The organism is Paenibacillus aurantiacus (genome assembly GCF_042431225.1).
GTDB lineage: Bacteria > Bacillota > Bacilli > Paenibacillales > Paenibacillaceae > Paenibacillus_Z > Paenibacillus_Z aurantiacus.
Window position 1 is genome coordinate 94155 of record NZ_JBHMDO010000056.1, and the last position, 24382, is coordinate 118536.

General features: G+C 56.3%; 15 protein-coding genes and 11 tRNA genes. 2 read left to right on the forward strand and 24 right to left on the reverse strand.

Annotation, left to right across the window (positions count from 1 at the left end; genetic code table 11):
- Positions 1-10 precede the first annotated feature (10 nt).
- A complete protein-coding gene (locus ACFFSY_RS34880) occupies positions 11-2911 on the forward strand; it encodes an alpha-mannosidase (RefSeq protein WP_377503202.1) in 2901 nt (966 codons plus the stop codon).
- A 77-nt stretch (positions 2912-2988) separates the two neighbouring features.
- Here the strand turns inward: ACFFSY_RS34880 and ACFFSY_RS34885 are convergent, their stop codons facing one another.
- The 3 genes from ACFFSY_RS34885 to purM all read right to left on the reverse strand — a co-directional run bounded on the left by ACFFSY_RS34885 (position 2989) and on the right by purM (position 5874).
- Complete coding sequence (locus ACFFSY_RS34885; protein WP_377503203.1) at positions 2989-3483, reverse strand: BsuPI-related putative proteinase inhibitor; 495 nt, start codon at positions 3481-3483, stop codon at positions 2989-2991.
- A gap of 208 nt (positions 3484-3691) precedes the next feature.
- Positions 3692-4636 (reverse strand): cation diffusion facilitator family transporter, encoded by a 945-nt coding sequence (locus ACFFSY_RS34890; protein ID WP_377503205.1) that lies wholly within the window; start codon positions 4634-4636, stop codon positions 3692-3694.
- A 188-nt stretch (positions 4637-4824) separates the two neighbouring features.
- Entirely contained in the window at positions 4825-5874 is a 1050-nt protein-coding gene (purM, locus tag ACFFSY_RS34895) for a phosphoribosylformylglycinamidine cyclo-ligase (RefSeq protein ID WP_377503207.1), read from the reverse strand.
- A gap of 154 nt (positions 5875-6028) precedes the next feature.
- Here purM and pdxR point away from each other — a divergent pair, with 154 nt between their 5' ends.
- Positions 6029-7735 carry a MocR-like pyridoxine biosynthesis transcription factor PdxR gene (pdxR, locus tag ACFFSY_RS34900; RefSeq protein WP_377503209.1) on the forward strand — a complete coding sequence of 569 codons (1707 nt, stop codon included), beginning with the start codon at positions 6029-6031 and terminating at the stop codon, positions 7733-7735.
- Here the strand turns inward: pdxR and ACFFSY_RS34905 are convergent.
- The 21 genes from ACFFSY_RS34905 to ACFFSY_RS35005 form a co-directional block, all read right to left on the reverse strand.
- Positions 7717-8199: a CBO0543 family protein gene (locus ACFFSY_RS34905; RefSeq protein WP_377503210.1), complete on the reverse strand. Its 483-nt coding sequence runs from the start codon at positions 8197-8199 to the stop codon at positions 7717-7719. The genes pdxR and ACFFSY_RS34905 overlap by 19 nt on opposite strands.
- Before the next feature lie 163 nt (positions 8200-8362).
- Positions 8363-8851: a MarR family winged helix-turn-helix transcriptional regulator gene (locus tag ACFFSY_RS34910; protein ID WP_377503212.1), complete on the reverse strand. Its 489-nt coding sequence runs from the start codon at positions 8849-8851 to the stop codon at positions 8363-8365.
- Between the two features lie 1102 nt (positions 8852-9953).
- Entirely contained in the window at positions 9954-11786 is a 1833-nt protein-coding gene (gene glmS, locus ACFFSY_RS34915) for a glutamine--fructose-6-phosphate transaminase (isomerizing) (RefSeq protein WP_377503214.1), read from the reverse strand.
- A 1650-nt stretch (positions 11787-13436) separates the two neighbouring features.
- A complete protein-coding gene (gene glmM / locus ACFFSY_RS34920) occupies positions 13437-14783 on the reverse strand; it encodes a phosphoglucosamine mutase (RefSeq protein ID WP_377503216.1) in 1347 nt (448 codons plus the stop codon).
- A 78-nt stretch (positions 14784-14861) separates the two neighbouring features.
- On the reverse strand, positions 14862-16304 hold the full coding sequence (locus tag ACFFSY_RS34925; protein WP_377503218.1) for a CdaR family protein: 1443 nt from the start codon (positions 16302-16304) through the stop codon (positions 14862-14864).
- Positions 16297-17139 carry a diadenylate cyclase CdaA gene (cdaA, locus tag ACFFSY_RS34930; protein ID WP_377503220.1) on the reverse strand — a complete coding sequence of 281 codons (843 nt, stop codon included), beginning with the start codon at positions 17137-17139 and terminating at the stop codon, positions 16297-16299. The genes ACFFSY_RS34925 and cdaA overlap by 8 nt, the downstream gene beginning before the upstream one ends.
- Positions 17140-17277: 138 nt before the next feature.
- Positions 17278-17913, reverse strand: coding sequence for a zf-HC2 domain-containing protein (locus ACFFSY_RS34935; RefSeq protein WP_377503222.1), 636 nt, complete (start codon positions 17911-17913; stop codon positions 17278-17280).
- Between the two features lie 125 nt (positions 17914-18038).
- On the reverse strand, positions 18039-18608 hold the full coding sequence (gene sigW, locus ACFFSY_RS34940; RefSeq protein WP_377503234.1) for an RNA polymerase sigma factor SigW: 570 nt from the start codon (positions 18606-18608) through the stop codon (positions 18039-18041).
- Between the two features lie 331 nt (positions 18609-18939).
- Positions 18940-21738: a phosphoenolpyruvate carboxylase gene (gene ppc, locus ACFFSY_RS34945; protein ID WP_377503224.1), complete on the reverse strand. Its 2799-nt coding sequence runs from the start codon at positions 21736-21738 to the stop codon at positions 18940-18942.
- Positions 21739-22006: 268 nt separating this feature from the next.
- Positions 22007-22080: transfer RNA gene (locus tag ACFFSY_RS34950), tRNA-Gly, on the reverse strand.
- A 15-nt stretch (positions 22081-22095) separates the two neighbouring features.
- Positions 22096-22172: transfer RNA gene (locus ACFFSY_RS34955), tRNA-Pro, on the reverse strand.
- A gap of 9 nt (positions 22173-22181) precedes the next feature.
- A tRNA-Arg gene (locus ACFFSY_RS34960) sits at positions 22182-22258 on the reverse strand.
- A gap of 6 nt (positions 22259-22264) precedes the next feature.
- Positions 22265-22339: transfer RNA gene (locus ACFFSY_RS34965), tRNA-Gly, on the reverse strand.
- A gap of 134 nt (positions 22340-22473) precedes the next feature.
- A complete protein-coding gene (locus tag ACFFSY_RS34970) occupies positions 22474-23331 on the reverse strand; it encodes an ABC transporter ATP-binding protein (RefSeq protein ID WP_377503226.1) in 858 nt (285 codons plus the stop codon).
- 331 nt (positions 23332-23662) lie between these two features.
- Positions 23663-23742 (reverse strand) — tRNA-Leu (locus tag ACFFSY_RS34975).
- Between the two features lie 27 nt (positions 23743-23769).
- Positions 23770-23845 (reverse strand) — tRNA-Lys (locus ACFFSY_RS34980).
- Positions 23846-23853: 8 nt separating this feature from the next.
- Positions 23854-23928 (reverse strand) — tRNA-Gln (locus ACFFSY_RS34985).
- Between the two features lie 3 nt (positions 23929-23931).
- Positions 23932-24007: transfer RNA gene (locus tag ACFFSY_RS34990), tRNA-Val, on the reverse strand.
- A gap of 6 nt (positions 24008-24013) precedes the next feature.
- A tRNA-Glu gene (locus ACFFSY_RS34995) sits at positions 24014-24088 on the reverse strand.
- Positions 24089-24099: 11 nt separating this feature from the next.
- A tRNA-Thr gene (locus ACFFSY_RS35000) sits at positions 24100-24175 on the reverse strand.
- A 5-nt stretch (positions 24176-24180) separates the two neighbouring features.
- Positions 24181-24256: transfer RNA gene (locus ACFFSY_RS35005), tRNA-Asn, on the reverse strand.
- Between the last annotated feature and the right edge of the window lie 126 nt (positions 24257-24382).

Here is a 24382-nt window from a genome sequence, read left to right on the forward strand (position 1 = left end):
AGGACCACCTATGACAACGCAACGCACGACCGCCCATCTAATCTCCCACACCCACTGGGACCGGGAATGGTATATGTCCTATGAGCGGCATCACGTCCGCCTCATCGAGCTGATGGACACGCTGCTCGACACGTTCGACCGCGATCCGAACTATCGCACCTTCTTCCTGGACGGCCAGACGATCATCCTCGACGATTATTTGCAGGTGCGTCCCGAGCAGGCCGAGCAGCTGGCGCGCTATATTCGGGAAGGTCGGCTCATTATCGGGCCGTGGTATATTTTGCAGGATGAATTCCTGACGAGCAGCGAGGCGAACGTCCGGAATTTACAGATCGGCCACCAGGATGCGGCCCGCTATGGTCCCGTCGTGGCCAAGATCGGCTACTTCCCCGATTCCTTCGGCAACATCGGGCAGGCGCCGCAGCTGTTCGCCCAAGCCGGCATCGACAACGCCTTCTTCGGCCGGGGCGTGAAGCCGACCGGGTTCAACAATCAGGTGGGCGAGAGCGCGAGCTTCGAGTCGCCGTACTCCGAGATGATCTGGCAGGCGCCGGACGGCTCAAGCGTCCTCGGCATTCTCTTCGCCAACTGGTATAACAACGGCATGGAAGCGCCCGTGGACGCGGAGGAAGCACGCAGCTATTGGGCCAAGCGGCTCACGGACGCGCGCCGCTTCGCCTCCACCCCGCATCTGCTGTTCATGAACGGATGCGACCATCAGCCGGTCCAGACCGATCTGCCGGCGGCGCTCGAGACGGCGCGCGCGCTTCACCCGGACGCGGATTTCGTGCACGGCACGTTCGAGGACTACTTGCGCCTGGTGCGGGAATCGCTGCCGGAGGACCTGGTCACGATCCAGGGCGAGCTTCGCAGCCAGCGTACCGACGGCTGGGGCACGCTCGTGAACACCGCGTCCTCGCGCATCTACCTGAAGCAGCTGAACCAGCACGGCCAGGCGCTGCTCGAACGCGGCGCCGAGCCGCTGGCCGCATTCGCCAAGCTCAGTGCCGGCAAGGCGTATCCGCACCATCTGCTCACGTATGCTTGGAAAACACTTATGCAGAACCATCCGCACGACAGCATCTGCGGCTGCAGCGTCGACGAGGTGCATCGCGAGATGACGGCCCGCTTCGCCAAGAGCGCGGAGGTCGCCGGAGCCATTATCGACGATAGTTTGGCCGCGATCGCGTCGTCTATCGATACCGCAAGCGTCCCGGCTTGGGCGGATTGCGGCGCGGCGATCTCCGTATTCAATACGTCCGGCTGGGCACGCAGCGGCGTCATCGAGCGAGAGCTCGAGGTAGCGCGGATCTATTTCGGCGTTAACCCTTCGCTGCCGGACATTATCGCCGAGCTGGAGCGCCTGCCCGTGCAGATTGCAGGCAGCAAGCTGCTCGACGAACAAGGCCTCGCCGTGCCGGCGCGCGTGGAAGATCTCGGCGTGCATTTCGGCTACGATCTGCCCCGCGATCGCTTCCGCCAACCGTATATGGCCCGCAAAATCCGGGTCGCCTTCGAAGCGGTCGACGTCCCGGCGCTCGGGTACCGGACGTACGCGTGGGAACCGGGCGTGGATGGCGAGCACGGAGCATCGACGCTTGCGCTTGCTGCCAAAAGCGCGCCCAACGCCACGTCGCTCGCACCTGGCGCGGAGGGCATGCCCGGAGCCGCACCGCTTGCGGTCGGCGTGGAGGTCCAGCACGAAGACGCGCCATCCGCGGTCGGTAACAACAGCGGCAGCACCGCTCCCCGCTCCCTGCTCACCGGTCCACGCAGCATGGCTAACGACTATGTCTCTGTCACCCTGCACGAGGACGGCTCTTTCGACCTCGTCGATCGGACCACCGGTCAGACCTACGCGGGCCTCGGCGTCTACGAGGATTGCGGCGATATCGGCAACGAGTATGTCTTCCGCCAGCCGGACGGCGAGAAGCCGCTCACCACGGCCGGGCTCCCGGCGAACATCCGGCTCCTTGACGATGAGTCTTACCGCGCCGTATTCGAGATTACGCGCGAGTGGGCGCTTCCGAGCGGGGCTGAAGCTGCTTTCGAAGAGGAGAAGCGCAAGCTGATCTACGTTCCCGAGCGCACATCCAAGCGGACGGACGCAACGGTCGACTGCCGCATCGTGACGCGTATTTCGCTCGACGCGCACGGGCGCGGCGTGCACATCCATAGCGAGATTCGCAACGAAGCGAAGGATCACCGCATCCGCATGCTGTTCCCGTCGGGAGCCGCGGCCGATCATCATTGGGCCGATTCGATCTTCGAGGTGGCGCGTCGCGACACCCGGCCCGCCGAGGAATGGATCAATCCGAGCAACTGCCAGCATATGCAGACATTCGCCAGCGTCGCCGACGAACGCCGCGGGCTGACCGTCGCCGGCAAGGGGCTGCACGAGTACGAGGTGCTGCTGGACGGCCGCGGCACGCTCGCGCTGACGCTGCTCCGTTCCGTCTCCGAGCTCGGCGACTGGGGCGACTTCCCTACGCCCGAAGCGCAATGCCTCGGCGTTCAGACCGCCGAGCTGACAGTCTATCCGCATGCAGACGGTCCGGTTACATCAGGCATTTACGTCGAGGCCTACAACCTGCAGACGCCATGGTTCACGGCCCAGCCTCCGGTTCGCCAATCCGGCCCGCTCCCGCCTGTCCATCAATGGGTAGCATGGGAAGGCGCTTCGCTTGCGCTGACGAGCGTGAAGCTCGCCGCCGGGACCTGCGACCTCATGCTCCGCTGGGCGAATCTCGCTTCCGAGCCGACGACGCTATCCGCCGCGCCTTCGTTCGCGCCGTATCGCACGTTTACAAGCAGCATTTTGGAAGAGCGGCTTGCACCGCTTGATAGCGGAGCTCCCGCTACGCTGCCGGTTGGCCCGGCCAAGATCGTGACGCTTGCTTTGGAATACTAGAAAAACGCGAGACCCCATCATTAGTCAGGGGGCCTCGCGTTTTCTTTTCCTGCGCATCGTCCAGCCGCAACCCACGACTATTCCGCCGTAATGTTGACCGGTTCCGACCGGACTTCCTTCGTCTGCTCCGTGCTTCCATTCTTCACCCGGAATTTCGCCAATGCCACGATTTCATAACGGCCGGCTGCAAGCGTCAGCTCGTCCAGCCGAGGGAGCACCTGCTGCTCCGAATCGTACCGGTACATTTCCCCGGGTTTTAGCGTGACGTTATAGCCGATCATATTGATGATCTGCTCACCATGATATACTTGAACAGCCTTTCCCTGCTCGTCCACCACCTCGAGCTTGAACAAATCCGCGCCGTGTTCGATCGTTCGGGACTGTTTGTCCTTATTGATCAACGTCCCCTGCACGCGGAACGGCTCGCCCGCCCGAATCGATGCCGGAACCTCAATCCCGACCGCGATTCCCGCGGCCTCCGGTTCCTTCACCTCCGAACGCGTACAGCCGCCAACGATGACGATGGCTACCAGCATAAGCACGGCAGCGATGGAGGACGACAATCTTTTCATCCTATGCCCCTCCTTCCTCGTACACATTCCACACTGATTCATCGTAAGCAGCATAACACTTCCACCATCCATATTCTACCATGCACTTATTATCGCACCCATTGCCGCGCGCGAATCACAAAAAGGAGCGGATGCCGCAAGCGGCCCGCTCCCTTCCCATCCCAATGTCGACGATGCCGTCGGCCCGGCGCAGACGATGAACGTCTCCTCACTCGCGCCCGCGTCGTGCCGGACCCGACGCGTCGACCTCTTCCTGCTCATCCGCGTACCACGGGTTCAAATGGACCATTACTTCCTCAACCCCGTCCATATGCTGGGAGATCGCCTGTTTGATCGCCCGTGACACATCGTGTCCCTGCTGCACGCTTAGCTGCGCCGGGATGCCTACGCGGACGTCGACGATCATGTAATGACCGTGCTCCCGCGCCCGGATCCGGTCGATCCGCTTCACCTCTGGCACGCGCAGCACCAGCTGCGTAATTGCCTCCAGCGTCTCCGCGCCCACGTTCTTCTCCATGAGCACATCGATCGAAGTCCGGCCCATATGAATGGCAAGCCGCACGACGAAATACGCGACGACGATGCCGGCGAGCGGATCGCCGTACATGAGCCAGCGGATACCGTAATGATCGCCCGCGAGCGCCATGCTGATGCCGAGCACTGCCGCCAGCGACGCATAGACGTCGGCCAGATGATCGTAGGCGGTGGCGATGAGACCGCTGCTGTTCATTTTGCGCCCGATCCGCATCGTGTACATGTACAGCCATTGCTTCCAGACGAGCGAGATCGCCGCGGCGACCAACACAAGCAGATTGGCCTCATGCGCAGGCTCCATCAGCGCCTGTATGGAATGGTACCCCATGAACAAGCCAGCCAGCACCAAAATGACGGCGACCATGCCCGCTCCGATGACCTCCGCCTTGCCATGTCCGTAAGGATGATCCTCGTCGGGCGGCCGCTTCGAGATCATCATCGAGATTAGCGCGGCCGCGGTCGCACACACGTCCCCCGCGTTATGGATGCCGTCGGCGATGAGCACCTGACTGCCGAACAGCAGGCCCACCACCAGCTTCATGACCGTCAGCACGATGTTGCTGACCAGACTTACCCAGATGGCGACGGTCGACTGCGTTTGCGTTTGCGATGAATCCATAATCTCTACGTTTGCCTCCTGCATCGTCGCTCGCGCGGGAAATGTCATCTCCCGCGACACTCGAACCATTATACAGAAGCGATTTCGTGTGGGTCTAGAGAAACAGTGTTGCCCCTTCTTAGAACTGTTCGACCCGGGAAATAGAGTTTGAATCGGCGAAGAGAGTTTGCCCCGGGCAACTTGTCCGTCTACGCCGGCAGCTCGCCAGCGAATTGAACATCCCCCTGTCCGGCGAAGATGTCGCCGATCTCGTACGCTTGGCACCCGGACATCTTCAAATCCCCGGTGAACTCCGCGACCTTCGCAGCTTCTACTACGACCACTAGCCCCACGCCCATATTGAACGTTTGCAGCATATCGTCCGCAGGTACATGACCATAGCGTTGAATAACGGAGAATATCGGGAGAACTTCGAGACGGCCGAGCTCGATTCGCGCCGTTGTTCCCGCTGGCAAAATCCGCTTCACGTTCCCTTCGATCCCGCCGCCGGTAATATGCGCCATCCCCTGGATCGCTGCATTGCCCAACCAACCTCGAAGCGGCTTGTAGTAACAGGTATGCGGAAGCAAGATCGCATCCAGAAAACTCATCTCCCCGATCGTCTCCTGCGTGATCTCCGGCCGATCGGCCATCAGCCGGCGCACCAGCGAGTAACCGTTCGTATGCAGGCCGTTCGAAGCGAGCGCCACCACCTTGTCGCCCGGACGGATTCGGCTGCCATCGACGATTCGCGTACGGTCCGCCACGCCTAGAATACTGGCGTTCAACATGTATTGACCCGCCGCGAGCACGCCCGGCTGCTCCGACGTCTCGCCGCCGACAAGGCTGCAGCCGAGCGCCCGGCACGCTTCCGCGAGGTGCTCCACGATGGCCAGCACCGTCTCGGACTCGATCCGCCCGCACAGAATCGTGTCCAGCACGACCTCCGGTCTCGCCCCCATGACCACGATGTCATTGACCAAGTGATGAATCAGATCCTGACAGATACTCTTGATCTGGCCGTGCTCGAACGCCAGCTGCTGCTTGGAGCCCGGCTCCTCGGACTTCAACACCAACACCGGATCATCGATGCCTTCGAACCGGGGCAGGAACAACGAAGCGAACGCGCCGCTTCGATTCAGCACACGGGGATCGGCCGTAGCCGTCAGCGTCCCCATTCTCCCTTTAGCCCGCTCCGCTCCCTTGACGTCGACGCCCGCCTCCTTATACGTATGCCTACGAACTCCGTGATTATCCATTCGATCCCCTCGCCTCTCCTCCATATATCGGCTGCACCTGCAGCTTCAGGGCTAATTATAGCGGCGTGTTGTCATTTTCAAATGGACAGAAATATTTTAGACTGGATGACAGATGCAACCGCTATTCACGCGAAAGGAGAGGAGCCGCTTGCTCATGCCGCCGCTGCTAGACAGGGACGCTTCGAGGCCGGTCTACCTATCGATCTATCACTATTACCGGGAGCAGATACTGCGAGGTTCCCTGCCGGGCGAGGCGAAGCTGCCTTCCATTCGCGCGCTTGCGCAGCACCTGGGGATCAGCCGCAATCCGGTCGAGACGGCGTACGCTCACCTTGTCGCGGAAGGCTATGTCACGAATCGCCCCCGCAGCGGATATATGGCCGTGCCGGTCACGGCGCTTCCCGACGCAGGTGAGCTCTTCGGGGTGCGCGGACTAAGCCCATTTCTTGACTCAAGCGAGCCCTCCATTGCGTGCGGGCTAAGCTCATTCCCTGACGCAAGCAAGTCCTCCGGCATGCACGGATTAAGCCCATCCCTTGAAGCAAACAAGCCCTCCGGCGCGAACAGATTAAGCCCATCCCTTGAGGCAAACAAGCTCTCCGGCGCGCGCGGGCTGGTAAGCCCATTCCAAGACGCCAACACACTCGTCAAGGCACCTGCAGCCCTCAGCACCTCCGCATTCGAGGCCCCCTTACAGGGTCCCGAATCCGGGGTACTCCCTTCTTTGCCGACTGAATCGCCAATTCCGTTGTCCGTCGACTTCGCCTATGACGCCATCGCACACGAAGGTTTCCCGCTCCGCGTGTGGACTCGGCTGACCCAACGCGCCATCCGCCAAGCCGGCGGCGACCTGTTCCGCTACGGCGATGGCAAAGGGGAACTCGGTCTTCGGCGTCTCATCCGATCCTATGTAAAGCAGAAGCGCGGCGTGAGCTGCGATCCGGAGCAGATTATCGTCACAGCCGGCACGCAGCATGCGGCGATCCTGCTCGGACAGCTGCTCTCCGGCGATTCACGTCCGCTCGGCGTCGAGGCGGCCATGCACCCAGGGCTGTATCGCATATTCGCGCGCCAACGGCTCGCCCCCCAGCCCATCTTGCTCGAACACGACGGGATTAGCTGCGATGCCCTTGAACGGGGAGGCGAATTATGCGGCGTCTATCTGACCCCTTCCCACCAATTCCCCTACGGCAGCATCCTGCCGGCAGCCAAGCGCGTCCGTCTTCTTCAGTGGGCGGCCGATCGACGCGCTTGGCTAATCGAAGACGACTACGACAGCGAGTTCGTCTACGACGGAAGGCCGCTGCCGGCGCTGCAGGGGATGGATCGGGATGGGCGCGTGATCTACATGGGGACCTTCTCCAAAGCGCTCGCACCTTCGCTTCGGCTCGGGTTTCTCGTGCTGCCGCCGGCTTTGCTCGAGCGGTACGAACGGGAATTCGCGGGCGATGACGGAACGGTCTCCCGGTTAACGCAATTTGCGATGGCGGCGTTCATGGAGGAGGGACATCTGGAGCGGCATGTGCGAAGAATGCGCACGATCTACAACGACAATCGCGAGGCGCTGCTCGCCGCGGCGGCGCATCATTTTCAAGGGGCGGCCGCCGTTTCGGGGGTTGGCTCCGGGCTGCATGCCCTGCTTGGGTATGAGACAAGCTTAACGGTGGCGGAACTTCTCGCGCGAAGCCGCCAAGCAGGGATCGGGATTCGGCCCGCGTCGGATTTCCATGTTCGGGCCAACACAGAGGTATATCCCCCCTTTGGTCCGTTCGTGCTCGGCTACGGAGGATTAACGCAAGCACAAATCGCAGAAGGCCTGCATGGTTTGAGTCGAGCTTGGCTTCAAGAGAGCGGAATGTGAAACACGATCACCCAGAACGCCGCCGCCGCCGCGGTTAACCCATACGCCCACAAGGGCCGATTATGGTGGAGCAGCATCAAAGAGAACATCATCACGTTGAACAGCATGGACCACCACAGCGTCCAGCCATGACCATAGGCCATATGGGTGGTTGACACATAGAACCCTTCGCCGAGCACGAACGCGGCATACCACTTGAGCATGTAGAGCAGCTTCACAGACAGACGGCCTTCGGCAGGATAATGGAATATGAACATAAGCGCAGTCGCGGGCAAAAACACGAACGTATACATATAATTCGTGAGCAGCTGATGTTGGATCGGCCATTTCGGCACATAGGTCCATAAGAGGTAGTGGGAACAGAGGCACTGATAGAGCAAATCACAGGCTGCGACATACAGCAGGGTAGGTTGAAAATCCCGCCAACGGCGATACGTCCTGTACCGCCAATTCAACCAAACCATGAAAGCCGTTATCCCCACATGCATACCTCTATAGCCCCTTTGCGTCAGTTAACGAACGAGAACTATTATGCGCATTTCCCGACGCTTTACGCACCAACTCGAATAAGACCCGGAAGCGCGACCTTGGAGGTCCGTTGGGCCGTACTGGCATTCCTACTCTAGGCTAATATTGCACACCCTCGGCTTTGGCGTTCCGCACCCATTCGACGAGCCGCCCATCCTTGCCTTTATTCAGTACCCGGTCCCCGATGCTCATGAATGTCATCAACTCCTGCTTCGTCAGCATGGAGAAGTCGATCGGGAAATCCTCGTTCACCTTCACGTACGCGGCCAGCTCCATATACATCTGCTTCCCTGCCGGCGTAATCGTTACGTATTTGTGCTTCGATTGCGTCCGGTCGTAGCTCACGACAATCCAGCCGCGTTCCTGGAGCGTCTTGAGCAGCCGCGTCACGGTCGATATATGCCAGCTGCCGAGTTGACTGATCTGGGACACCGTCAAGGAACCTTGCTTCGTCGACAGGATGAATAATATCATCTGCTGCGCGGGGGTAACGCCAAACTTCTTGCCCATCGCTTCCCACTCTTCTTCCACGTATGCGTACAGCGCCCGAATCATCAGCAGAAACTGCTGTCTAGCCAGTAGATCCACCTGACCACCTCATTTGTATCGCCAACTGTTAGATACATTGTGGCCACTGGAGATGGAATGTATGCGAAATCCGCTTAATTCGTATACAAACATCCCGATGACGGGGCCGACGTGTGCCCAAGCACCGCGTGCCGCGATACCATCACCGGGATTTCGTGACGCATAAGCTTCTAAGGACATGCTGACTATGCGGCTGCCGTCGTGGGTCGTTCATTCGGAAGTGAAAACCTTCAGGGTCAGCGTGAAGCATGCGTGCAGTATATGAAAAATGTGCGACTGCTTAAATTTGCCGGCACCCCAGAGGACAATCCCCATACCATTCGAGTGGAAGTTGTGAAATTGACAGATTCGAAAACCACACCCCCCGTCACAAGAACATTTACAATCCTATACGGTATTACCTGGTTTGATCTATCAATCGGCAACCCGATAAAAAAGAATACTATAACTTTACTCGCTTCAAACGAAACTAAATAAGCAGTCGCTGGTAGATTTCCGACGACTGGCTGCTTCGACTTGAATGGTGTTTTGATCTCTGTCTCGAAAGCGGGGGTTCCGTCCCCACTCGCCCCTTATGGTTTTCTTCGTTTACAGCGTTTGAAGAATTACACCGACAGCAATATTGCCTCCTCCACCAGTCGAAAGTTGGATTGGAGAGTCCATCGCGCTGCCTTTGGTAACAGCACATCGATAACCTTTTCTTTGCACCTAGTTGGGTTGTACCGCCAACAACAGGCGCTTGTATAATAGGTAACTTGCTCGTAATCAGTACGATCCGGTACGACAATATTTCGCCTTCCGCGGTTTCGGCGGCCCTGATACCAGGTACACATCTCCCATGGTTCCGCCCTGTAACGGCATAGTCTGGCAGTCGGCTTGAGCTTCAGAAGGGTAATTCAGCACGATGATCAACACCACACTGCTTACCCGCTTCTATGGTTATAGTTAAAATGAATGATTGTCTAACCAAAATAAAAAGGGTTGATCCGAGTCTTAGCTCAGATCAACCTAGAACGTACTGGTGGTTCCATACATTTTTTACAGTTTCCGCACTTTTTTTTATCGCCAGACAAGTATATGACGTTACTCGTTACTCGTCTTACTACTCGACCGTTACGCTCTTCGCGAGGTTACGCGGTTTGTCGACATCGTTGCCTCTAGCGAGCGACGCGTAGTAGGCGATTAGTTGAAGCGGCACTACTGACAGCGCCGGCGCCAGCACTTGCAGCGTCTTCGGAATGACGAACGTTTCGTCGACCGATTTGGCCACTTCGTGCTCCATGCCTTCGTTGACGATCGCCAGCACGTGCGCGCCGCGCGCCTTCACTTCTTTGATGTTGCTGAGCGTTTTCTCATACAGATCTTCCTGCGTGATGACCGCGATGACCGGAATGCCTTCTTCGATCAATGCCAGCGTGCCGTGCTTCAGCTCGCCCGCCGCATACGCTTCAGAGTGGATGTACGAGATTTCTTTGAGCTTCAGCGAGCCCTCCTGCGCGACCGCGAAGTCCACGCCGCGGCCGATGAAGAACAAGTTGTCGTGCTTCGAGATCGATTCCGCGACTTGCTTCAGCACGTTCGCTTGCGACAGAATCGCTTCGACCTGCTCCGGCAATTGGTGCATCGCGTCAAGAACCTCTGCTACCCATGCGCTGTCCTTCGTACCGAGCACTTCCGCCAGGTAGAGACCGAACAGGCTGAACGCGATCAATTGAGACGTGTACGCTTTGGTCGACGCCACCGCGATCTCCGGACCGGCTTGCGTGATGATGACATCATCCGCTTCGCGGGCGACCGAGCTGCCGACAACGTTCGTCACCGCGAGCACGCGGGCACCATTGCGTTTCGCTTCGCGCAGTGCGGCCAGCGTATCCGCCGTTTCGCCCGATTGGCTGACGACGATGACGAGCGTATCCGGCGTGATGATTGGCGATCGATAACGGTACTCCGATGCCACGTCCGTCTCAACCGGGATGCGGGCTAAGTTCTCGATGATCGTTTTGCCGACCAAGCCAGCATGGAATGCCGTGCCGCAGGCCACGATGTGAACTTTGCGGATCGCCTTGATTTGCTCCGGCGTCATGCCGATTTCCTTCAGGACGACCGACTTGCCGTCTTCCGACACGCGGCCCATCATCGTATCGCGGTAGGCTTTCGGCTGCTCGTAGATTTCTTTCAGCATGAAATGATCATATCCGGCTTTTTCCGCCGTCACCAGATCCCAATCGACATGGAATATTTCCTTGGAAATAATTTCGCCTTCGATCGTCATCAGTTCGACGCCGTTCTGCGTCAATACAGCCATTTCGCCATCGTTCAAAATGTACACGTCGCGCGTATGCTCGAGAATCGCCGGAATGTCCGAGCCGATGAAATTCTCGCCTTTGCCGACACCGATGACGAGCGGGCTTGCGAAACGCACCGCTACGAGACGCTCTGGCTCGTATTCCGTCAGGACGCCGAGCGCGAACGCGCCACGCATCCGTTTCACCGCGCGCTGTACCGCCTTCACAATATCGCCGTCATATTCTTCCGCGACCAGATGCGAAATAACCTCCGTGTCCGTCTCCGATACGAAACGGCGTCCTTTCGCGATCAGCTCTTCTTTCAGCTCGATGTAGTTCTCGATGATGCCGTTATGCACGACGGAGAACTTCTGCGAATTGTCCGTGTGGGGATGGGAATTCACGTCCGACGGTTTGCCGTGCGTCGCCCAGCGAGTATGACCGATGCCGACCGACCCTTGCAGCGGCTGTCCTTCGAGCTTTTCCTCCAGGTTCGCCAGACGGCCAATAGATTTGCGAATTTCAAGACCTTGTTTCGTGAACACGGCAATGCCGGCCGAGTCGTATCCACGGTATTCGAGCTTCTTGAGCCCTTCGATCAAAATGTCCTGCGATTCACGTTTACCGATATATCCTACGATTCCACACATAATTAAACAGACCTCCGTATAAGGGGATAATGCCCGCTTCTTACGGATGCGCCCGCCACAATGCGGCGACCAAGCTATAGGGGTTAGCTAACGTTAACAAGGTTGTCTGTTCTCGCAAGTAACCGTATTGCTCCAGCCGCAGGCAACAGGACGGCATCGTAAGCAATCGGGAAAAAGACAATAAAAAACTAAACGCGGCGTGCTGTCGAAACAAGCCTGCGTATCAAGTCGAATCATGACAGTCCAGCAATCAACAGCTCTTCGTTGCTTACTGCTGCCGGGTATGAATAGCATTCACATAAATCAGGGCAACCCATGCAGATCCCGGACGGCCTCCGTTGCCGAACGAATCTGCGTTATCTTGCATATGAAGCATTCACGCGATTTCTTTGTGCGACCGGTCGCCCGTTCGTTTTCGAAATTCGCTTTCGGTTGGAATGCACAACCGGGAGGTCCCCGCCGAATATTTCGAACACCTCCACCTCGTCAGCTTGCCGAACACCCCCGGCTGTCCTTGATTGCGACAACGGGAACCATTCGCGCGAGCTCTGGCGCTTGGTGGTACTTTTCTCCTACCCTCTCTTTCCTTCCGGAATACATATCCTATCATATTCATTTTGATGCCGATGCGCAACCGCTAATTTTCACGATTATTTTCATCTCTTGTCTAACTTGTCAAAATGACGCCTGGCTTCCATCCGCTTCAGCACTCACTGCCTGGGAGATCCCCTAGCAGAGACATCCGCCTTCCGTCGAGGCGTACGACCGCTTTAGCCACAGCCAACCTTCCTCTTCTTGCTCCGTATTCGTGCATCCTATCCGTCTTTGACCTGTCGTACCTGGTAAAGCTAGCCAGTCCCCCCTGATTCATTCGACCTAATCATAAACTCCAAAACCAGACTCGACCGACTGTCCATGCCTTCCTTGCCCCATGCTTGACGGCTGCCTCTGAAGCAAGAGGGGAATCACAGACAGATCGGCCCGGGTATGAGCAATCATGCCGTCTATTCGACATACGCGCTTATCTAGCATCCCCGCTATCATTCGCGCAAACTAGCTACTTGTGCCCCGTTATATCGTTTCCAAGGGAGCTTGAACCATATTCCCCCCAGACCATACGTAGCACCTTCCCTCGTCCAATCTCGTCTCCACGAGCATACGCGGAATCTTCCCGTTTATATTCACCCCCACGAGCGCTCGCACACCTCCCCCGTTCGCTTTCCACCCTCACGAACACACACGTACTCCCTCGTTCATCCACACCCCTCACGAGCACTCGCGCACTTCCTTGGCCAACTTTCGTCCCCACGTGCACACGCATTTTCCCACACCACCTCCGTCTCACGCGCACACGCATTTTCCCACACCACCTCCGTCTCACGCGCACACGCGTTTTCCCACGCCACCTCCGTCCACACGCGCACACGCATTTTCCCACGCCACCTCCGTCCACACGCGTCCGCCCAGCTTCCCACGCCACTTCCGTCCCCACGCGCACATGCTATATTCCCACGCCACCTTCGTCCCCACGTGTGCGCGCAGCTTCCCACGTCCGCATCCGCCTGCAACGCAAACAGCGCCACCCGATTCGTTCGGGGGCGCTGTCTTATACTTATTCCTTCTTGCAGTTCTTAGACGCGCAGGCGTCCTTTACACGCTGCCGAGCTCTGCACGTACCGTGTCGGCGATCGCTGCCACGTACGCTTCCACCTGGTCCTTCTCCGGTCCCTCCGCCATGACGCGAATGAGTGATTCCGTTCCGGATGGGCGCACGAGCACGCGGCCGTTGTCGCCGAGCTCTTGTTCGACTTTCGCAATCGCCGCCGCGATCGCAGCGTTGTCCTTGTACTGGCTCTTGTCCGCAACGCGCACGTTCACGAGCACCTGCGGGTACTTGCGCATCAGCGTTTTCATTTCGCCCAGTTTACGGCCTGCGCCGACGAGCGTGTTGACGAGCTGCAGCGCCGTCAGAATGCCGTCACCGGTCGTATTGTAGTCGAGGAAGATAACATGGCCGGATTGCTCGCCGCCCAGGTTGTAGCCGCCTTTGCGCATCTCTTCCATGACGTAACGGTCGCCTACCGCCGTTTGAGCCGTCTTCAAGCCGATCCGCTCCGCCGCTTTGAAGAACCCGATGTTGCTCATGACCGTTGTCACGACGGTGTCGTTCTTCAGCTTGCCTTCCCGCTTCATGGCATCGCCGCAGATGCATAGGATGAAATCGCCGTCGACCTCTTCGCCGTTCTCGTCGATCGCGATCAGACGGTCCGCGTCGCCATCGAAGGAGAGCCCCAGGTCCGCGCCGTGCTTCAGCACTTCCTCGCGCAAATATTCCGGATGCGTCGAACCGACGCCATCGTTAATGTTCAAACCGTTCGGCTCCGCGCCGACTGTGATGACTTCCGCGCCAAGCTCACGGAATACGGAAGGCGCTAGCGAGTAAGCCGAGCCGTTCGCGCAGTCCAGCACCACTTTAAGCCCCGCGAACGAGTGCGTGACCGTTGTTTTGAGAAAATCGAGGTAAAGCCGCTTCGCATGCTCGTCAACCGTCACCGAGCCAATGTCGCCGCCTTCCGGACGTGGGAGCTCATCGACTACCGCATCCATCAGCCGCTCGATTTCGTTCTCCGTCTCATCGGACAGCTTGTAGCCGTCGCCGCCGAAAAATTTAATGCCGTTATCTTGAACCGGATTGTGGGAAGCCGAGATCATAACGCCCGCATCCGCGTCGAGCACGCGCGTCAAATACGCGACCGCCGGCGTCGACACGACGCCGATGCGGATAACGCTTGCGCCGATCGACAGCAAGCCGGCCGTCAGCGCCGCCTCGAGCATCGGGCCGGAAATACGCGTATCGAGGCCGATGATCACTTTCGGCTTCTCTGCTTGCCCTGCCAATACGTAACCGCCGCAGCGGCCGATTTTATACGCCAGCTCCGGTGTCAGCTCCCGATTCGCAACGCCGCGGACCCCATCTGTTCCGAAATATTTCCCCATTTGATAGTCATACCCCTTTGTCAGTATTCGTTCTGTGTATTCGTTATGATACGACGCTATTCGTCATTTGTCACTCATCTATTCGCTTTCTTCCGCACGGACTTGTTGATCCACGATCGGTTCGCTCGAGTTAGAAGCATTCCCGCTTCCGCTCACGGCGCCGCTCGGCTCCCCGCCGCTTCCCGTATTCGGATTGGCGACGTCACCCTTCCCGCTTTGGTTCGTTACGCCTTCTACCGCGGCGCCTCCGCTCTCGCCATTGTTCGCACCCGACGTATCGCCTCCGCTCTTCGCAGCCGACTCGTCGGCCGAACCGTCGGTAATTGCAATCGTAACTTGCCCGCTGCTGCCGGAGATCGTCACGAATCGCGGCAGATCGGCGCGCAGCAGCACGGCGTGGTTACCGACGCCGAGTCCTGTCAAATCCGCGACGAGCTCCACATTCGCGGCAGTAAGGGATGCGAGTACATTCGGCGCTCCGCTTACCGTAATATCGACACTGCCTGCGCCCGACAACTGGGCCTTCAGCCCGCTGCCAAGACCGCTGATCGTGACGGGTACCTGCGGAATGACTTTCGTATCGGTCGTCGCATACGTGACATTCACGTTCGCTTTCGTCGGCTCTACCGCTGCGATCCCTGCCGCGACGGGAATCGAGACCGTCAAGCTCCCCGATTCCGTCTTTTTGGACAGATCGACGGGGACGGAGGGATACGTGCTGATTTTGTCCAACTGCTCCTGCGGGCCATAGATGGTGACGCGGTCCACATTCGCTTGGACGGCCGCAATGGCCAGTCCATCTGGGGCGCTCCCCGAATAATTGAACGAGATCGGCACGCTCTTGGACGGCAGCGATACGGGAATTTGGACCTCGACGGTTTTTGGTTCGATGACCGCCTCCGAGATTTCTTCCCCTGCCTTGTTGAACACCACGATCGCCGATTTCTTCTCGGTTATGTTCTCGTCCGCATCCTGGATCGAGATGACGACGCCGACGAAGCCGACCTCGTCCATACGGTCCTCTGGCAGCGTCACCGAGACTTCGCCCGGCGACAGGACGGGAACGCCCGTCTTGTACCCTTCAGCCGGCGTGCCGTCTGTCTTGAGATCGACCGTAAAATTCTTCGTCACGAGCGGCTCGATTTGAACCGAGACGTTGCTCGGCGTGTAGTTGGTCAATTCCACTGTATTCGGCTTCGTAATCGTGACGGGAACATCATGAACGCCCGCCTCGATGCCGGTCAAATCAATGACAGCTTTCGTTCCTCGGGATGCTTCGATCAAATCCAGCCGCGTCCCCCGCAGCTTGACTCGCACCGTCGCGGGCTCCATGCCGCGAAGCGCATAATTGTCGCCCAGGCCCGTGTACTCGACGTTGATGTCATACTCTTCCGAAGCGGTAAGCTCGGCCACCGTGCTCGGCGACCGTTCCGAATCGAAATGAACGACCGCGAACAGCAGCACCCCAATAACGAGTGAAATGATTTTGATCGCGGTCGGATGGCTGAGCCACTTATCCATCTTGGCTGCCCCCTCTCCATCTGCGCCAGAATGGCGTTTTGGACGATAGCGGCTGCTTTTCCTTCACGTTCGGGTTAAGCTCTTCGAACAGCTTCGAGATGAGCGATTCTTCTTTAATATCACGAACAATCATGCCGCCTACAGCAAGCGACACTTGTCCGGTCTCCTCCGATACGATGACGGACACGGCGTCGCACACTTCTGTGATGCCGATGCCGGCGCGATGACGTGTTCCAAGTTCCTTGCTGATGAACGGATTCTCCGACAGTGGCAAATAACAGCCCGCCGCCATGATCTGGTTGCCCCGGATAATAACCGCTCCATCATGCAATGGCGTATTCGGAATGAAAATATTAATGAGCAGCTCCGAGCTCGTGCGCGATTCCATCTGAATGCCGGATTCAATGTAATCGTTCAAGCCCGTGCTTCGTTCGAATACGATGAGCGCCCCGATCTTTCGCTTCGCCAAATACTGAATGGCCTTGATGATCTCGTTAATCCGATCACTTACATCCCTCTCCACCACCGACGTGCGGCTGAACAACTTTCCACGCCCGAGCTGCTCGAGTGCGCGCCGCAATTCCGGCTGGAAAATGATGAGCACCGTCACGACCCCGAAGGTGAACATCTGATTCATCAGCCATTTGAGCGTGTAGAGATTAAACCAGGTGCTAATCGCCCAAGTCCCAACCAGCACGAAGATCCCCTTCAGCAGCTGCACTGCCTTCGTGCCACGGACGAGCAAAATCAGTTTATAAATGATGTAGCTGACAATGGCAACGTCGATAATATCCTTAATCCATTCATTCCATGTCAAATCGGCAAAATAGCTCATGCGACAACCCCCGGACGACCGATTGCATTGGTTTTCGATCAGCGTGTTTTTGGAATTCTTAACTTTATTGTCTTCTAGAAACGGGGTTGTAAATCCTTTATTTTTACAAAAAAACCTCCCTTAAAGGGAGGCCTCCGATCAGTACGCGAATTTGCTGATCGATTGTGTCACTTTATACCAGAACCAGTCCAGCGCCTGATCGATTGTTTTCGTTTGTCCCGCGATATGCGCCGTCGATGCCTGGTAAAGCTGTCCATCGATGACCGTAACGTTCCCGTCCACGTCGCCGAGCACGTTCGCTTTGCCGTTCTCGATCGTCAGATCGCCCTTCACGCGAGCGCCTTCCGGTATCGTAACCGTATCGCCTTCGATGACGACTTGCGCCAGATCGGTACCGCTGACCGTCAGCTGTGTATTCTGCTCCCACATGGTCGTGAAGCTTCCCAACATGACGAAAGCGAATACCGCCGCGACCGTGACGGCCGGGTGTTTGCGAATCCATGCCACGAAGGCGTTCGGTTTACCTGCCCGCTTCGATGGAATCTGACTCATGATCCGTTCGGTGAGCAGCGCCGATTGCTTCTCGTCCAGTACCGCCCCCATGCCGGCTCCGACCATACCGAAAGCCATCGCTTCGGTCTGCTGGAGCTGCTCGAAACGCGAGCGGCAGGATGGGCAAGCAATGAGATGCGTCTTCAAAGCCGCCATATCATCGCGGGGCAGTTCGCCGTCTAAATAATCATGCATCCATACGATGGCGACGTTGCAGTTCATAGCAGCCATTCCTTTCTTCGTCTTAGATGAAACCCGCGGCCTTACCGCGGAAGCGATATGCAATGTTGTTGCTTGTATACGTTACGTGCCTTGACCAGATACGGTTTCGTTTTTTCATCGTCCCGCTACAGCTTATGCTCAAGCTTCTTGCGCAGAAACTCCCGCCCCCGGTGAACGCGTGTCTTGATCGTCGTCACCGGCATATCCAACACGTCGCCGATCTCCTGAAGCGACATATCCTGCAAATACCGAAGTACCATGACGCTCTTATATTTCGCCGGCAGCGTTTCGATCGCCTGATGAATGATGCGCTGCGTCTCGGACAACAGCGTCTCGCTCTCCGGCGTCCGATTGTCGCTTGGAATCATTGAATACCCGTCAAGTCCTTCGTGCTCGGATGATTCCGCGTCGAGCGAATAGCTAGGTTTTCTTTTGCGTAGACGGTCGATGCACAAATTCGTCGCGATTCGGTAAATCCACGTTGAGAACTTCATCGTGTCGTCGTAACGCTCCAGATTTTTGTAGACGCGAAGGAACGTATCCTGCACAACGTCTTCTGCTTCCTGACGATTGTACAGCATCCGGTATGCCATGTGATACAATTTGTCCTGATATAGACTCACGATCTCGGCAAAAGCGCTCTGATCGCCTTTTAACGCCAATCGCGCTAGACGCGCTTCCAGTGATTTCACCATTTCTCCTCCACGTATGCTGACTTTCGCTTCACGTACGTGATCGCGACAGTCCGGCAATGCCATTCCCCGTCCGTTCAACGCGAGATCCGCCCGCTCGGCCAGGATGCTTGCCATGACAACCGGCAAATCCGTTAGTCTTTGGCCGATTCGGCATTTTCATGCCATCCAGCAAAATGGTAATCCAAATGAACTAAAAATGCAACACGTCCGCATCGTTTTCTGAGCCAGCCCTTATTTCGCGCAAACATAATCGTTCTGCTCGCAAACAAAAAACCGGGCGCCCGGACAGTACTTGCCGTCCGGCCACCCGGCCTATTGATATGAATTCGTATTAGCCCGTATTCCGGAGCCCTGCCGCTATGCCGTTAATCGTAAGCAGCACTTCACGCAGCAACTCAGGAGCATCCTCGCCCTTGTCGCGCAGCTCACGCAGCTCGGTAAGCAGCTGCACTTGCATGTAGCTGAGCGGATCCACGTAAGGGTTGCGCAGTCGGATCGATTCTTGAATAACCGGAACGTTATCCAAAATTTCGGACTGACCGGTAATCTCGAGAATGAGCGACGACGTCCGTGTATACTCCTCAGCGATTAGCGTGAAGATCCGCCCGCGAACTTGATCGTCTTTAATCATGCCCGCGTATTCTTTGGCAATATTCAGATCCGCTTTCGCGAGCGCCATCTGCAGGTTATCGATGAGCGACGTGAAGAATGGGAATTTCGCGTACATCGTTCTGAGCGTATCAAGACGATCCGCATTACCTTGCACGTAGCCTTCAAGCGCTGTGCCTGCTGCATACCATGCCGGCAGCAAATAACGGCTTTGCGTCCACGCGAACACCCACGGAATCGCGCGAAGGTCTTCGAATCGGTCGCTGTTCTTCCGCTTCGACGGACGAGAACCGATATTCAACTCGCCAACTTCCGGCAGCGGCGTCGATTCCTTGAAGAACGTCATGAAATCCGGATCGCGGAAAATAAGATCCTGATATTTCGTCTGCGCCGCCTCCGAGATTCCTTTGGAAATTTCATCCCACTCGGCCACGTCCGCAACCTGTTGTTCCGGATATTTCGCAAGACGAGCAGCCGTAATGAGTGCCCATGTCGCTTGCTCCAAACTCCGGTAAGCTATGCCCTGCATCGAGTAACGGGAAGAGAGCACCTCGCCCTGTTCCGTAATCTTAATGCCTCCGCCGATCGTATGTGGCGGCTGCGCCAGAATACTCCGGTTCAGTGGCATGCCTCCACGACCGAGCGCTCCACCGCGACCATGGAAGAACTTCAGCTTCACGTTATGTTTCTTCGCCGTGTTCGTAATCGTGTTGAGCGCGACGCGCAACTCCCAGTTCGCCGTTACCGCTCCGCCGTCTTTATTGCTGTCCGAGTACCCGAGCATGATCTCGTGCAGGTTGCCATTGGCTTCCACCGCTTGGCGATAGACCGGCAAATTGAACAACGTCTCCATAATGCCCGGAGCAGCGTGCAGATCGTCGATCGTCTCGAACAGCGGCACGGATTGGATCGTGCTGCGCACCTTGCCGCCCGCTTCAATACGGAACAAGCCGACTTCCTTGGCGAACACCATAACTTCGAGCATATCGCTTGCGCCCTGCGTCATGCTGATCAGGTAGCTGTTAATGCAATTGCGGCCAAACTCCTGCTGAGCGCGGTATATCGTATGGTAGACGTCCAGACATTCGCGCGTCGATTCACTGTATTCAAAATGCGGGCTCGTGAGCGGCCGCGGATCGGTCAGCAGCTTATACAGCAGCTCGATCTTCTCATCCTCGCTCAATGCCGCATAATCGTCAACAATGCTCATATGCTTCAAAATCTCGGCCATTGCGTTCTCGTGCTCTTTGCTGTGTTGTCGTACATCAAGCGCCGCGAGATAGAAACCGAATAGTTCCACTTGACGTATAATCTTACGAATATGCGTATCTGCTACATAATTCGCGTAATGGTGACGCAAGCTGCGATCGATAACAAGCAGGTCCGCCAACAACTCATCCGGACCATTATAACGCTGCTCCTTCGCGCCGTTGTTCTGCGAGTTCGCCAACTTCTCCAGCATGTAGCCGAGCTTAATCCGATACGGCTCGTTATCGTTGCGCCAAATATCAACGTTATGAAGTTCAACGACTTCACGGTCGCGCTTGATGGATTCGACTAGCTCATCCGCAACTTCGACGAGATTGGTGCTGAAGCTGAGCAGACCCATTAAATCTTTGAGCAGCTCCTCGTACTTCTTTAGCACTAGACCTCGTTGAAGCGTTAATGTCTCCCAAGTAACCTTCGCCGTCACCGAAGGGTTGCCATCGCGGTCGCCGCCGATCCAAGAGCCGAAGCGCAAGTATGTCGGAACATGCCAGCTTTCGCCCGGATAGTACTTGGCCAGGCAGCGTTCCAGTTCCTCGTATACGTTAGGAAGCACTTCAAACAGCGTTTCATCGAAGAAATACATGCCGTTGCGAACTTCGTCAATGACGGTCGGTTTCCGGCCGCGCAGTTCGTCGGTTTGCCACAATGTGAGTACTTCGTTCATCAACTTCTCACGCAGCTTCTCGCGTTCGCGATATGTCAGTGACGGGTTATCCAACTCCATCATATCGTGCGCAATACGTTGATGAATGTCCAATACGGCCCGGCGCGTCGCTTCGGTCGGATGCGCGGTCATGACGAGCTCCAGAGAGATCTCGCCCAGCATCGCCTTCACGTCTTCAATGGCAATTCCCTGTTCCTTCAACACTTGAATAGCACTCTCGATCGAGCCCGGTTGAACGGTCTCTCCCGCCGAACGTTCATAGTCCCGCTTCCGGCGTACCCGGTGATTCTGTTCGGCGATGTTCACCAATTGGAAGTAAATCGCGAACGCTCGAATAACCTGATGACGAATCTCCGGATTCAAATCGTTAATGACATGCTTGAATTCTGCAAATAGCTCCGGGATAAATTCCGCGCGCAGTGCCTTGCTCATTTCGCGGATTTTCTCTACGATATCGAGTAATTCACGCCCGCCTTGGTGCACGAGCACATCACCCAAAATATTCCCCAGAAAACGTACATCTCGGCGCAGCAGGTTGTTCGAATGCGGCCGATTTGCCGTTAACGTTGATGAGGCCTGTTCCGACATTGATGATCCTCCTCAGGATTTGCCTTGGCAGTGACGATTACCTTGTACGAGCGCAAGGGCACGGCTTGCGGCAATCCGCTTCTTGTGCAGTGTCAGGGATGTCCCAGCAGTCAATTTTCACTTTCTACATCATACTACAAAATAATGGCCCGTTGAAGCTTTTTGTGGGTATTCCAACCTGATAAGTTTGTCAATGTCCGGGTTGAACCCTAAACATTAATAAACGCAAAAAAAGCCTTGGAATCCAAGGCTCTTCAAAATTTATGTATGGAGCGGGTGATGGGAATCGAACCCACGCTACCAGCTTGGAAGGCTGGAGTTCTACCATTGAACTACACCCGCAGTTGAGATAAAAGATGGTCGGGATGACACGATTCGAACATGCGACCCCCTGGTCCCAAACCAGGTGCTCTACCAAGCTGAGCTACATCCCGTTATGAAAATGGCGCGCCCTAAGAGATTCGAACTCCTGACCTTTTGATTCGTAGTCAAACGCTCTATCCAGCTGAGCTAAGGGCGCGTATTATGGAGCGGAAGACGGGAATCGAACCCGCGACCCTCGCCTTGGCAAGGCGATGCTCTACCGCTGAGCCACTTCCGCACACTTTAATCACCGCATTATTTCGCAGCGACAAGTAATAATATATCATCACTGCAGATGAAATGCAATATCTAATTTCAAAAAAGATACCACGGAGCTTCGTGTCCGCGGTATCCAAAATAAAATTTATGCGTTCAAATCGCAGAGACTGCAGCTCGCAGCGCTACCGGTTCGTCCGCTTGTTTCTTGTGCTTTATCGGAGCGCTCGATCCCGCAAGTCCATACGGCAGGCAAAGCGGCACTCCAGTACGAGGATCGACCAAAATATCCGCTTCGATCGAGAATACTTCGCGCAGAATATCCGGCGTCATGACTTCAACCGGCGAACCTTCTCCGGCCACCTTGCCCTTCTTGATCGCGATCATGTGATGCGCATAGCGGGAAGCATGGTTCAAATCATGGACAACCATGACGATCGTACGGTTCGCGGTCAAATTAAGCTCTTGAAGCAGCTCTAGCACTTCGAGCTGATGCGCCATATCCAAGAACGTCGTCGGTTCGTCGAGGAACAGGATATCCGTCTGCTGCGCGAGGGCCATCGCGATCCAAGCCCGCTGACGTTGTCCACCTGAGAGCTGATCGATCGGACGATCGGCGAATTCCGTCATCCGCGTCGCCTCCACTGCCCACTTAATAATTGCCCGGTCGTCTTTCGATAGCGATCCAAAGCCTTTCTGATAAGGAAAACGGCCGTACGAGACGAGCTCCGATACGGTAAGTCCGTCCGGTGCTGTCGGGTTCTGCGGCAGGATTGCCAGCTGCTTAGCTACGTCACGGGTCGATTGCTTATGAATCGACTTGCCATCCAGCATAACCGCGCCTGCTGCCGGTGACATAATCCGCGCCATGGTCTTGAGGATCGTTGATTTCCCCGATCCATTCGCTCCGACCAATGCCGTGATTTTGCCCTGTGGAATGGCAATGTTTAAATCTTCTACGATCAGACGTTCTTCATAAGCGATATTAAGCCCCGTTGTCGTTAAACGAATCACAGTGCATCCTTCTCCCTTCAATGTTCCCGTACGTGCAGCTTTCATTTGAATGGCTCTGTATGTCAACTCAAACTTGATATTGATAACTATTCTCACTATGTATTATGATAACGATTCTCAGTAAATTCGTCAATGATTAATCTGCATTTCCTGCATTTTCTTCCATTCACCCGGTTTAATATTAAGGCCATACCTAGCTTCTCTCACGACGAGTGACTGTACTTCTCTTGTGTAGTTCGAGGCCAGAGTAGTTCTGGCAGAGCAGCAGGAATTGCACTCAGATTGTCTAGAAAAGCAAAAAAGCTCTTGCTAAGCAAGAGCTTCTTCCTGATGCGCGTAGAGGGACTTGAACCCCCACGGTCGCCCGCCAGATCCTAAGTCTGGTGCGTCTGCCAATTCCGCCATACGCGCAAAACATAAATCCATCTTCTAAAAAGATGGTGAGCCATGTAGGACTCGAACCTACGACACCCTGATTAAAAGTCAGGTGCTCTACCAACTGAGCTAATGGCTCATATCAAATGGCTGGGGATCAAGGATTCGAACCTTGGCATGACGGAGTCAAAGTCCGTTGCCTTACCGCTTGGCTAATCCCCAATATGGTGGAGGCTGACGGGATCGAACCGCCGACCCTCTGCTTGTAAGGCAGATGCTCTCCCAGCTGAGCTAAGCCTCCGAAAGTTGGTGACCCGTAGGGGATTCGAACCCCTGTTACCTCCGTGAAAGGGAGGTGTCTTAACCCCTTGACCAACGGGCCTAAAATGAAACTGGAGCTCTCAACCGGGATCGAACCGGTGACCTCATCCTTACCATGGATGCACTCTACCTACTGAGCTATGAGAGCAGAAATGGCTCCCCGAACAGGACTCGAACCTGTGACAACTCGATTAACAGTCGAGTGCTCTACCAACTGAGCTATCAGGGAATATTCAGGTGTGTTACACCCTGAAAACTGGATACGAAACTCAACACTTTAGCTGTGTTTGTTCAGGCTCTTGCGAACCTAAACATTTAGGATAAGCCCTCGACCGATTAGTATTCGTCAGCTGCA